The sequence below is a fragment of the Aliidiomarina maris genome, assembly GCF_003987335.1.
GTDB classification, from domain to species: domain Bacteria; phylum Pseudomonadota; class Gammaproteobacteria; order Enterobacterales; family Alteromonadaceae; genus Aliidiomarina; species Aliidiomarina maris.
In genome coordinates this window covers 135316-147436 of record NZ_PIPK01000005.1, presented here as the reverse complement: position 1 = coordinate 147436, position 12121 = coordinate 135316, and the positions used below count along the sequence as shown (strand labels likewise).

At 51.5% G+C, this 12121-nt stretch carries 14 protein-coding genes; 6 read left to right on the top strand and 8 right to left on the bottom strand.

The features are described 5' to 3' along the window. Position 1: 1 nt before the first annotated feature. Complete coding sequence (locus CWE07_RS07305; protein WP_111569170.1) at positions 2-931, top strand: DUF368 domain-containing protein; 930 nt, start codon at positions 2-4, stop codon at positions 929-931. 15 nt (positions 932-946) lie between these two features. Here the strand turns inward: CWE07_RS07305 and CWE07_RS07300 are convergent, their stop codons facing one another. Next, positions 947-1768 (bottom strand): CLCA_X family protein, encoded by an 822-nt coding sequence (locus tag CWE07_RS07300; protein ID WP_111569171.1) that lies wholly within the window; start codon positions 1766-1768, stop codon positions 947-949. 97 nt (positions 1769-1865) lie between these two features. On the opposite strand from CWE07_RS07300, the gene CWE07_RS07295 reads away from it, so the two are divergent. After that, the gene (locus CWE07_RS07295; RefSeq protein WP_111569172.1) at positions 1866-2213 is read left to right on the top strand and encodes a hypothetical protein; all 348 of its coding nucleotides are present in this window, start codon (positions 1866-1868) and stop codon (positions 2211-2213) included. Positions 2214-2246: 33 nt separating this feature from the next. On the opposite strand, the gene CWE07_RS07290 is transcribed toward CWE07_RS07295, so the two are convergent. Then, on the bottom strand, positions 2247-2894 hold the full coding sequence (locus tag CWE07_RS07290; RefSeq protein ID WP_111569173.1) for a CatA-like O-acetyltransferase: 648 nt from the start codon (positions 2892-2894) through the stop codon (positions 2247-2249). A gap of 164 nt (positions 2895-3058) precedes the next feature. Between CWE07_RS07290 and CWE07_RS07285 the strand changes: the two genes are divergently transcribed. Together CWE07_RS07285 and CWE07_RS14400 are read left to right on the top strand one after the other, a co-directional pair. Then, a complete protein-coding gene (locus tag CWE07_RS07285) occupies positions 3059-3925 on the top strand; it encodes a PQQ-dependent sugar dehydrogenase (protein WP_198679895.1) in 867 nt (288 codons plus the stop codon). Beyond that, positions 3894-4133, top strand: coding sequence for a PQQ-dependent sugar dehydrogenase (locus tag CWE07_RS14400; protein ID WP_198679894.1), 240 nt, complete (start codon positions 3894-3896; stop codon positions 4131-4133). Before CWE07_RS07285 ends, CWE07_RS14400 begins: the two co-directional genes overlap by 32 nt. 7 nt (positions 4134-4140) lie before the next feature. Here the strand turns inward: CWE07_RS14400 and CWE07_RS07280 are convergent, their stop codons facing one another. From CWE07_RS07280 to gorA, 4 genes are all read right to left on the bottom strand, one after another. After that, entirely contained in the window at positions 4141-4950 is an 810-nt protein-coding gene (locus CWE07_RS07280; protein WP_111569174.1) for a hypothetical protein, read from the bottom strand. An 86-nt stretch (positions 4951-5036) separates the two neighbouring features. Then, entirely contained in the window at positions 5037-5882 is an 846-nt protein-coding gene (locus CWE07_RS07275; protein WP_111569175.1) for a phosphotransferase, read from the bottom strand. Positions 5883-6069: 187 nt separating this feature from the next. Continuing rightward, positions 6070-6723, bottom strand: coding sequence for an isoprenoid biosynthesis glyoxalase ElbB (gene elbB / locus CWE07_RS07270; protein ID WP_111569176.1), 654 nt, complete (start codon positions 6721-6723; stop codon positions 6070-6072). A 39-nt stretch (positions 6724-6762) separates the two neighbouring features. After that, positions 6763-8121: a glutathione-disulfide reductase gene (gorA, locus tag CWE07_RS07265; RefSeq protein WP_111569177.1), complete on the bottom strand. Its 1359-nt coding sequence runs from the start codon at positions 8119-8121 to the stop codon at positions 6763-6765. Positions 8122-8216: 95 nt separating this feature from the next. Between gorA and CWE07_RS07260 the strand changes: the two genes are divergently transcribed. Together CWE07_RS07260 and CWE07_RS07255 are read left to right on the top strand one after the other, a co-directional pair. Continuing rightward, a complete protein-coding gene (locus tag CWE07_RS07260; RefSeq protein WP_157983238.1) occupies positions 8217-8951 on the top strand; it encodes a M48 family metallopeptidase in 735 nt (244 codons plus the stop codon). A 49-nt stretch (positions 8952-9000) separates the two neighbouring features. After that, positions 9001-10068, top strand: a complete 1068-nt coding sequence (locus CWE07_RS07255; protein WP_111569179.1) for a hypothetical protein — start codon at positions 9001-9003, stop codon at positions 10066-10068. Between the two features lie 33 nt (positions 10069-10101). Here CWE07_RS07255 and CWE07_RS07250 read toward each other — a convergent pair whose 3' ends face one another. Next, positions 10102-10773: an MlaC/ttg2D family ABC transporter substrate-binding protein gene (locus tag CWE07_RS07250; protein ID WP_157983237.1), complete on the bottom strand. Its 672-nt coding sequence runs from the start codon at positions 10771-10773 to the stop codon at positions 10102-10104. A 126-nt stretch (positions 10774-10899) separates the two neighbouring features. Next, positions 10900-12108 carry a NupC/NupG family nucleoside CNT transporter gene (locus tag CWE07_RS07245; protein WP_111569181.1) on the bottom strand — a complete coding sequence of 403 codons (1209 nt, stop codon included), beginning with the start codon at positions 12106-12108 and terminating at the stop codon, positions 10900-10902. Between the last annotated feature and the right edge of the window lie 13 nt (positions 12109-12121).

Genomic DNA, 12121 nt, shown 5'->3' with positions numbered 1-12121 from the left:
CATGAAGCAATATATCAATTGGTTGATTAAAGGCCTTGCGATGGGCGCTGCGGATATTGTGCCGGGCGTCTCGGGTGGTACTCTCGCGTTTATCTTAGGCATTTACGATCGCTTCTTAACGGCGTTAACCCGGTTTAACCTGACTGCGCTCAATCTACTTCGCCGTGGGCGTTGGGGGACGTTTTGGCAGCATGTTGACGGCACTTTTTTGCTCTGCTTATTTAGTGGCATATTAATCAGCATTGCGACACTCGCAAGTGCTATCACCTACTTGCTGGAACACCGGCCGGTGCCTTTATGGGCACTGTTTAACGGCTTAATCTTAGGGGCCTTACCACTGCTTTTACAACCCATTCGGTTCACGCCAAAGCGATGGCTTTTGCTGGGTTTTGGCGTGCTAGTGGCAGCTGCCGTGAGCTTTTTAACCCCAGTGCAAAGCAGCCCACAAACCTGGATGTTCTTAATTGCAGGCTTTATCGCCATTTGCGCGATGATCCTACCTGGCATTTCAGGCAGTTTCTTGTTGCTGTTGATGGGCATGTACGCACCAGTGGTGGCGGCGGTAAGCGACTTTAATCTTGTTCGCTTAGCCTTATTTGCAACTGGTTGTATTGTCGGCTTACTGGTATTTTCACGTATTTTAAGTGCCCTATTACAGCGCTTCCATGACGCTATGCTGGCCTTGTTGTGCGGGGTCGTGATTGGTGCGCTACTGCGCATTTGGCCTTGGCAACATCAAAGCGCGGGTGCCACCGAATGGCTAACACCAGGTGAGTATGCTGATATCTATGGCAGCAGTGATATGCTCCTCGCCCTTGGATGCGTCGGCTTGGGCATTGCGCTGATCATGCTACTGATGCGTGTTGAGAAGCTCTTAGGCGCCAAGCCTGGCGACGAAGTTAAAGTCGCCAGCAGCGCTAACCCCGAATAACTTGCGGCGCGGCGGTTACTTCACCACACCGCGCTGTTCACGCCGCTGCAATGCGGCACCTAAACTATGAAAGTAGCCAAGTATAGCCGCGCCAAATCGAGCCTGAATGGTGTCAGGGGGGTAAAGCCCGGCTTGGGCAGTGTCACTTTGCAAAGTGCCAGAGACTAGAAAATAGTTTTTGCTTGGTAACAATTGCAGCATGTGCTCGAAGCTGCGGGCAGCCATCTCTTCAGGCATGGAAAAATAGACCCGCCCTAGCGCTTGATCAACCCGTAAACAATGCTGCATAAAGTCGCTTGGCCCGTCCCCACTGGTATTTAGGTACAACGCCTTAAACGCTTTATGCAGTAACTCGTTCAATGGGTGGGGCGTATAGTCTTGCTGTAGCCATGTACTACTTGCGAAAGCACCGCTAGGTAATTGCTTAACCTGACTGAACATATGCGTGCAAATGTAGTCGTCATACGCATGAAACCATTCATGGGCCAGGCTGCCGCCGCCAGCATTTTTCGCCAGCGCCAGCACCCGTGCAGCAGGTTCATAATGCGCACAACTATGACGCTGGCCACCAATCGCAAAGTGAAGACCAAGCTGGCCTTGTAACGAAATGACTTGCGGCGGAACTTGCAGCCATGCGGACAAATCATAGAGCGCATCGTAAAAGAGGTTAGCGGCTCGTTGCTGCTCCGCAGGCGTCACCCAGCGCCCAATGCGCACCGCATAAAAATTATACTCGCGTTGGATGTCAGCAAACGATACATCTTGGCCACCACGCACGTCAGGGCCATTGCGGTAAAAATTGCGGTTCAAACCACGCGAATTTGGCAATTTTGACATCTGAGTCACCTCAACCTCAACGCTACCTGACTAGTCATGTCGTGCTTGCAACGGTATGATGCGAATCACGGTAGTTTCGACGACAAAGGCGTAAGTAGTGATTTTTTTGTTTCTTGGGTACGTATTTTTGCACCTAGTTGGATTGCCTGAAATGGCATTTGCCGACGATATCAGTATTGGCTTCGTACTTTATCTTGGGTTACTGGCCTGCCTGATGTCTGCACTTGTCGTCAGCGGCTACTGGCTGGGTAGCCGCTTAAGCGGTCGTCGCTTTCGCAGTCACTATACCATGCTCGCGATTGGCTTTGCGGTTGCGGTAGTAAAAATCACCATTGTGCGCTCTGGGGCGTTCGACTATGCCTATATCAGCGCCGCCGACGCTATCGCATTCTGGATCTTGTTTTTAATTGGCTATTTGCCTATCGCGCGCAAAGTCCGGCGCTAGCGGCGCCAGACAATGGCGCTTGTCCGTCACCCACTAGGGTTGCGATTCGCTGCCTAAGAGCGCTTCCAGCAGTTCAAAAAAGCGCCCCACATGCATGCCATCCATTAACGCATGGTGGCCGTGCACAGACACCGGCATCACAGTCGCCAGCCCTTTGCCAGTCATTACTTCACGCAGTTTACCGGTAGAAATCTTGGGGCAAGAATCAGCACGCTTAAAATGCCGCGCGTGGCTCAAACTAGTGAATGACACCCAAGGTATCGCACTGAAGTGAATAATATCGTCCTGGCCGTCTGAATGCTCCAGATCGCTACGCCCACGTACACGTGCCATCTCAGCCTTAGCCAGTTGGGCAAATTGCTCAAAGTCTTGCGCAAACGAGTAATGCGCAAAGCCAAAGGTACCGTCGGCACGATCTACCGTGCCGCCAATTCGAATCGAGTCCCATAACACCACCTGCTGGTCTTCAATGCGGTAACGGAATTCTTCGATTTGATTCGCGGCCAGCAAAATTTTATGCAGGTAATACAAGTAGAACGAATACCCTTTAGCTTTGCATAGGCTATATGCAGCGCCGCATTCGACGTCTGCGCTTAGGCCAAAAAAAGGCTCTTCAAATTCACTGAAAAATTCGTACTGCGCGCGACGCGGCCAGCGATTGGTATCGATGATGTGTTTCATAATAGCTCGTGGTGTCAACAACTAGGCGCCTATGGTACTCGTTTCATCCCTTAAGAAAAACCGTCTGCACGCCCTTTACGGCTTTTTGATAATCGTCGTAAATTTGCCCGTAGCCCAATTCATGACTAGGTTTATTGTTCATTCCCAATGATTGGAGAAACATCATGCCGCCGAGATTCAACGCTTGGAAACCCAGTTTAATCGCCACGGGCGTAGCTGCGTGTCTTATGTCCAGCGCCTATGCAGCGAGTGACCGCGTCGATACTGACCACGAAGTGGTGAAAGACACTTACAGCAGTGAAGAGAGCCAATTTAAAGTGACCCGTGTCGTGGGTGAATTAGAGCACCCATGGGCAGTCGCTTGGTTGCCAGATGGCGCCATGCTGATTACAGAACGCACAGGCCGCATGTTGTTAGTGCACTCCGGGCAAGTCACCAATTTGTCAGGACTGCCCGACATTGACGCAGAAGAAGATCAATTAACCGCGCCAGAAGGTGGTAACCAAGGTGGCTTGTTAGACGTTGCCCTGCACCCCGACTACAGCGATAACGGCTGGATTTACTTCACCTATTCAAGCCCAGGTGACAATGATGGCGTTTCCCATGAAGACTATGCCACCGGCACGGCACTGGCCCGTGCGCGTTTGAATGACGACCGCGATGGTTTGACCGACGTTGAAGTGTTGTATGTAGAAGGGCCGTTAAAAGAACCCGGCCGCCATTACGGCTCGCGCATCGTATTTGACCAAGACAACCGCGTTTACTTTAGCATTGGTGATCGTGGTATCCGCCGCCCCGCACAAGACTTAACTGATCCGGCAGGCTCCATTTTACGCCTCCACGATGACGGCCGAGTGGTTGAGGCGAACCCGTTTGTTGGCAAAGCGCCGGGCAACCTGCGCCCTGAGATCTATTCGTTTGGCCACCGCAACAACCAAGCATTAGCGTTCCGCCCAGATACTGGCGAACTGTGGACCGCTGAACATGGCCCCCTCAGGGATGGCATTTTACACCGCGGACCATTTCCCTGACTGGCAAGGCAACTTGTTCGTTGGTTCGCTCTACCGCGAGCAGCTCCATCGCTTGGTATTCTCGGGTTCTGATATTGTGCATGAAGAGGTGTTGTTGAGTGAAACAATCGGCCGTATTCGGGACGTCCGCCAAGGCCCGGATGGGTTTCTCTATTTAGTCACCGACCAAGGTGATGGCGGGGTTTACCGCTTAGAGCCCGCAAGCTAACCCATGCTTATGCCACGTGCAGCGTGAGCTGCACGTCGGCTACTTGGGCCTGACTTAAGGTAATATCAAAGGCCCCAATAAACGCGGTGCGCTGAATTGGCGCTACCGCGTTATCTTTTTTGGCATTACCTGCATCAATTGGGCTCGCGCTAATACTGTAACCACTAGCCGCAAGCTCTAAGCTAAACGGCCGATGGCGCCGATACGTTAGCCAATGGGCTAACTTAGTCGCCGTATATGCGGCGTCTTTATTGCCCAAATGAAATGTGTCACGCTCAGCATTTAAGCTCACCAATTGCGCTTCAAGAGCCCCACTTAGCGCTTTGAGCTGTCGGGTTTCCAGCGCGATCCAGCAGGCTTGGCGATAGTCCAAATACCATTGCAGTAGCAACCAATGCGCTAAACACGCCAGTAAAAAGGCTAATCCCACTGGCCCAAGTAAACTCGCCAGCCAGCTTATTCCCCACACAATCGCCATAAAACCGCTCGGCGGTTGGCTGGCTAACTGCCACCCCGGGTGCAATACAAGCAGCCCAGCACACGCCAGCCAAGCGCTGGCAAGCATATACTCAAGGCAAGTCACACGGCTACGTGCTGGGAAGTGAACAGGCTTCGGACGCACCAGTAATAGACTCACCCACAGCGCGGCTGCGCCCAAAGCCAGCGCACTCAAGGCAAGATTAATGCGCTCGCCTTGGCTATCAGCTGTGAGCCAGCGTGCAAGCGCTGCGAGCACAAAAGCCGCAGCGTAAAACGCGGGTAACACCCAATGCATGCGCGCTAAAGGAAATTGCTGACTAACTGAGGGCTGTGCCATGGTCGATATGTACGTCTTTTAGATGCTAAAGGCCTCGTGCTCGAAAGCTAGCGACCCATTGAATTTGCTCTACTATAGCGCACATGCTAGATATCAAGTAAACGATTTAGCAACAGTAATTGACCTACAAGCGTTAAGTAAAATAGAGCTCGGCGCAGGATTCTACGCCGTTGCGATGTCATAAAGCGCAGCATTCGCAGCGCTGCGCGCCCGTCTTTACCACTCACAGGCTGAGTCAGCCACAGCAGAAAGTACAGCAGCCACATAGAGTTAACAACACGTACAGCCTGCTGCCAAATAGCCTCTGGGGCTTCACGTTTATATGCCTGCTCACAATAGCGCACCACTTGCTCAGTTGACCAAGTGCTAAACGTGCTATATCGCGTAATATTATGCAGCAGCACTAACACATCACGCACTTGGCATTGCTCAATGCTGAGCTTTTTGCCCACGTCTTCTTCAAAGTCAACGAAGCCGATCTGTTCCCCATCCCAGGTTAGGTCGCGCAATGCTGGACGCCCATGCCACATACCTCGCTTGTGCAGTTGTGCTAAAGCGCTTGCAGCGTCTTGTAGTAAACGCAGGCGTTGATGCTCAGATAAGGTGGTATCTTCGATGAGCGCGCGTAATGAAGCACCGTGATCGCTCATCACCAACCACTGCTCGCCATGCGCCAGCACCTCAGGCACATGCACGCCGCGGCTGCGCAACAGCCTTAAACGCTTAATTTCACCGCTGATTTGCTCGGGGCCCCGAGCTTCCGTGCTGAAGTACAAAGGATTACGATTGCTGCGAGCAATCAGGTCGCGCAGCGTAACAAAGCCAAAGCGGCCTTTTGGCATAAACTTTTTTAGCCAAATAACCTGGCCTTGCCAATTGGCCTGTGCCACCCGCTGTGGTGCGCGTAAAAAAGCCTCAATGATACCTTTCATCACTTGTTTCTACCTTGAATGCGAACCGTAATAGAGGTTTACGATTGAATGGGTAGAATTTTAAGTGCTTACCTGACCATCTAGTAGTTTAGTAAATCTGTAACAAGGTAAAGTTTTGTTAAGTTTAGAGCGCTTAAAGCCCTTTTAAGTCGGACTTTAAGCGTTAGTGATTACTCGCATCCGTAACTCACAGCGAGGTTGCGAGCACCTGCGCGACCAGCTTGCTGATCCCCGCATCGGCATCACTTACGGACTTCGCCAGCATGTAGGCCGGTGTGGTCACCACTTTATGGGTATTGTCTGTCACTAAGTCATCCACTGCGCACTCGACATGGCGTCCACCCATACTTTCAATCGCGGCGGCCACATCTGCGTCGTTACCAATCGTGCAGGTAACGCCCTCACCGTACACCTTAGGCAGCAGCACAGGCGCGATACACATGTAGCCAGCAGGCTTGTTGGCTTGTGCAAACCCAGAACAGACCGCAAGCACTTCCGGCTGCACCGTCATATCGGCGCCTTTGACGGCAAAGTCACAAAAGTTCTTCGCCACGCCAAAGCCACCCGGCACCAGTAAAGCGTCAAAATCAGCTACCTCAAGCTCCGACAATGGCTTAACGTTACCGCGGGCAATACGTGCTGATTCAGCCAATACGTTACGGGCTGTGCCGTCCGCTTCGCCGGTTAAATGATTAACGGTGTGCATTTGCGCAATGTTCGGCGCGAAGCACTGATAGCTCGCACCCTGCTTTTCAATATGCAGCAAGGTCAACACCACTTCGTTGACCTCTGCACCGTCAAATACACCTGAACCCGATAATAAGACTGCTACTTTTGACATGCGTGCTCCTCACTTTGTCATGAATGCCTGACTACCAGCTTAGCGCATGGTGACAAATTCTTCTGCACTGGTCGGGTGCAAGGCCACTGTGGCGTCAAAGTCAGCCTTGGTAGCTCCCATTTTCAATGCCACCGCAAAGCCTTGTAAGATTTCATCCATGCCCTCGCCAATGCCGTGCATGCCGACAACCTTTTCATCATCGCCCGCACATACCAGCTTAAAGTGGCTGAGCGCGCGATGTGGCGTCACAGCGTTATACATCGCGGCAAACCCAGACTCATAGACTTTAACTTGATCAGAGCCATAGGCTTCAATCGCGTCTACTTCGGTTAAGCCGACGGTGCCAATTGGCGGGTGGCTAAACACGATGGTTGGGATCAGGCTGAAATCCATATGGGCGTCAGGCAAGTCTTTATTAAATAAGCGCTCCGCCAACAAGCGGCCAGCTTTAATCGCCACTGGCGTCAATTGCGCAGCGCCTGTGATGTCCCCAACTGCATAAATGCCAGGCACATTGGTATTTTGATACTTATCGACCCCGATATAACCGTACTCGTCAGCTTCAACACCGGCGGCTTCAAGGTTAATCTTATCGGTAGTAGGTTCACGCCCGATTGCCCATACTAAACAATCAACGCCTTCAATTTTCTCATCGTTCATGGTGGTGATAGTTAAGCTGCCGTCGTCTTGCTTATCGACTTTCTTCACTTCGCTGTAGGTATGTAACTGCGGCCCACCATCTTGCTCCATGCGTGCCAGCAGGGAATCAATAATGCAACGCTCAAAGTCACGCAAGGGCCGGTCTTGACGCACTAACAAGTGGGTGTCTGTACCTAACGCATGGAACACACCGGCGATTTCCACCGCAATATACCCAGCACCGACTACCACGGCCTTCTTTGGCTGCTCAGTCAGGGCAAAGAAGCCATCGGAATCAATACCGTGCTCAGCGCCAGGTAAGTCTGGAATGGTTGGGCGTCCGCCGACTGCAATCGTAATGTGATCAGCGGTAATGCGCTCGCCATCCACTTCTACGGTGTTTTTATCCACAAAGCGCGCAAAGCCCTGAATGTACTCCACGCCATTGCCTTCAAAGCCACGCTTGTAACCGCCATGGATGCGCTCAATGTAGGCTTCACGATTCTTTACCATGGTTGCCCAATCATAGCCATTCTGAGCAATATCAAAACCATATGAAGGCGCATACTTCAGGGCTTCAGCTATGTGCGCGCCATACCACATCACTTTTTTTGGTACACAGCCCACGTTCACGCAGGTACCACCCACGGCTTTCGCTTCAATCACTGCGGCCTTGGCGCCACGAATCGCGGCACGGTTGGCTGAGGCAATTCCGCCGCTACCGGCACCGATGCTTAAATAATCAAAATGTCTGCTCATGTTACTTCCTATGATGCTCAACGGACTTTAAGTTTAAACTATAAATTTGCTGGGTAAGATTATACCATATTTGCTCTACATTGTCGGGGACACAGGTGCAGTACACGATCGTTAGAAGCCAACGTCGGCGCAGTATCGGGATAAAAATCCAGCATGGTGAAGTGCGCGTTAGCGCCCCCGTGTACGTGGGCGAGCGTGAGATTGCCGACTTCGTGACGAGCAAGCAAAGCTGGATTACACGCCACCTGCAGGCGCAACAAGGCAGCCTTGCGCAACTACCAATTCGCCGCTGGCAACATGGCGAACAGGTGCTTTGGCTGGGCACCCCGTTAACACTTCAAGTACGTGATGGACAGAGAAACACGATTACCTTGATCGAAAAAACTTTGCATATTCGCCTGCACCGGCGCACCTCAGATCGCCCTGCCCAAGTTCGCAAATTGGTGATTGACTGGTATCACCAGCAAGGCATGCATGTACTTAACCAGTTAATTCCGCAACTGGCCGAGGCCACCAAGCTGAATCCTACAAGTTGGCGTATTGCCCATTACACGGCTAAGTGGGGCGCTTGCGACCGACGTGGTCAACTTAGCTTTAGTTGGCGCTTGTTTGCAGCCCCACCTTGGGTACTTAATTACGTCGTCTTACATGAACTATGCCACTTGCAGCATTTCAATCATTCCGCTGCATTCTGGCAATTAGTCGAACACCACGCTCCAAATTACACCGAAGCGGAAAATTGGCTTAAGCAACACGGACATACACTGCTTAACGAACGTGTTTTTAGTTATGTAAACACTGAGTCAAATACTGGACAAAGTGAGTCCTAGCGCTCTATCTTTAAGCCATACAATAATAAATTACGATATGGAGCATCGCATGCCCTCCCGGCCACCCCATTGGGCTTGTTACTTAGCCGCGTGTATATTTGCGTGCCTACATGGCACTGCAGTTGCGCAGCAATCTGACCCCACCGAACCCGAACAAACGCAGCAACAAACTACTGAAGCGCAGGTTGAAGAAGCGGCACAACGAGAACGCAAACGGACTGATGATATTGCGGACGAAGACGAAGAAATGATGATCGACTCCTTTCAACAAGGGGTTGAGCGTTCGGTTAACGCAACTGCGCGCTGGTTTGATAATTTCTTTGGCGATGGCCGTAGCTTTGATGACTCGGATTACCGCTCCCAAGGGCGTGTGTCATTAGCACCAGAATGGAGCGCCTATAACGGCTGGAAGCTGCGCTCTCGATTTCGCGCGCAAGTAAATTTACCCTATGCAGAAGAACGCTTTTCAGCCTTTATCGGCCGAGTCGATACCGATGATTACGTGGTGGGTGATGATGGAGAACGTAGAGCCTCGGTACTGCGCAACGTAAACAGCGACAGTGAGTGGCTGGTGGGCTTAGGGTTCAATCCTGGACAAGGTGAAGAAAGCCGCTTTTCAATTACCGGTGGTGTGCGTGGTGGTTTAAGCGCTGATTTATATACCGAAGGCCGCTATTTGTACCAAATCCGTTTTACCGAAACCATTCAGGTGCGCACTCGCTCTGCGCTCTTTTGGCGTGACAGTGACGGCTTTGGCTTTGACCAGCGCGTGGATTACGAACAAACCTGGGGCAATGACTGGCTAGGCCGTATTGCCCTTGAAGGCACATCTGCCGAGCGAATTGACGGTATCCGCTGGCGCAATTCAGCTAGTTTGTACCACCTTTACACCGAAGACAAAGCAGTCGCAGTGGACTTTTGGTATCGCGGTGAAAGCAAGGCGCCGGTGTCAGATGAAGACTTTGGCGTGCGTTTAATTCATCGTCAGTCTTGGCTGCGCGATTGGTTCTTTGTTGAAAGTTGGGTGGGGTCACATTGGCCTAAAAGCGAACCTGGTGAAGTGCGTGAACAAGCTTGGTTGGTGGGTCTAGAATTTGAAGTATGGTTTGGGCGCTAAGCCCAAACCATCACTGAAGCCAAGTAGCTAAGGTTAGCCACCTTGGGTAAAGTCATCCACGTCCAGTTCTTCATCGAGGTCGATTTCGACTGCCGCGCGTTCACGTAACAGGTCAACCGCACCTTGGAACCCACGTTGGCGCAAAATCGATTGAATTTCAGAGCGCTGGGCACTTAACAAGCTGATGTTTTCAGCCTCTAAGTCAAATGCCATCCAAGGCGAATCTGGGCTTTGACGGCGCAAGTTGAAGTTCAAGCGAATTGGTGGGCCATCTGCTTGGTTTAAACGCGCACGAACTACAACAGTACGCTCGTTTTCAAATGCTTCTTCACGTCCAAACTGCAATTCATGCTTGGTTTCATCATACTGGGTAAAAACCCGCGCATACGTGGTAATTAAATACTCGCGAAACGCATCCACGAATTCACGGCGCTGCTCATCGTTTAGGCTGCGCCAATTGCGCCCCATCACTTGGGCTGCGGCAAAGCGGTAATCGGTGTATGGAATAAGTTCTTCTTCCATGATAGTACGCAAGTAGGTTGGATTCTCTTCTACCTGTGCACGGTCATCACGGATACGTTCCAGCATGCGTTCAGCCACTTGCTGCAACAGGTGATGTGGGTTGTCGTTCTCAATCCGCTGTGCGGCACTTGCCGGCCATGCCAGCACAACCATTAGCATGCACGCCGTTAAGATAGACTTCATAGGTGACTCCTTGCCAAAATTGAAAGCCGCTTGGTTTCGACCAAGCGGTACACTTAGAGATGATAACTCAGTTATTGTTCCCTTTGTTCGCATTTAATTGTAATCAAAAATGTACAAAAGCGATCATTAAGCAAGTGTAAAAAATACGCCAGCAATGGCAGCACTCATTAAGTTCGCCAGAGTTGCCGCTAACAAGGCACGTACACCAAGCTCTGCGATATCCTTGCGACGACTTGGCGCCATCCCACCGAGACCACCCAGCAGAATGGCGATAGAAGAGAAGTTAGCAAAACCACATAACATGAAGGTGATAATAACTTGGCTATGGGCCGAGAGCTCGTCGCGATAGCTGGCGAAATCCAGGTAGGCGACGAATTCGTTGATCACTAACTTTTGACCGATAAAGCTTCCGGCCAAACGCGCCTCGTCCCAACTGACGCCAAGAATGAACGCAAGTGGCTGGAACACGTAGCCTAAGATAGTTTGCAACGTTAGATCGCCAGCACCAAAAAAGCTGCCGAACCAGCCAATCACACCATTCACTAATGCGATTAGAGCAACAAAAGCGAGCAACATGGCACCGACATTCAGCGCCAACTGCATCCCGCTTGATGCGCCCGAAGCGGCGGCGTCAATCACGTTGGCGCGCTTTTCTTCGACCGGCGTTTCATTCAGTTCGTCACGCGGTTGCTCTGTTTCCGGCATGATAATTTTAGCCATCAACAAACACCCAGGGGCCGCCATAAAACATGCCGCAATCAGATATTTAAGCTCAATGCCCAAGCCTGCGTAGCCTGCTAGCACTGAGCCCGCAATTGAGCCTAAGCCACCCACCATGACCGCAAACAGTTCAGAGCGCGTCATGGTTGGAATATAAGGACGAACTACCAACGGGGCTTCGGTTTGACCGACAAAGATATTCGCTGCCGCTGACATAGACTCAGGCTTTGACGTACCTAGCAGCTTTTGCAAGCCACCACCGATTAACCGGATCACCCAGGTCATCACCCCAATGTGGTACAGCACTGCGATTAACGACGAGAAAAATACAATGACACCTAGTACGTGGATAGCAAAGATAAAACCTTGGGAATAAGCACCGATATCACCGAACAAAAACTCCATCCCAGCGCTGGCATAGCCGATCACGTTAGCGACGCCGAGGGCAAAGCCACCGAGTAGCTCTTGGCCGAGCGGGACATAGAGTACAAATGCGCCCAAGCCAGCCTGCAATGCGAAGGCACCTACGACGGTGCGCCAGCGAATACTGCTGCGCGCTGCAGAAAACACGTAAGCTATGAGAAGTAAAACGGCGATGCCTATCAAGCCAATCATAAATATCCTTTCG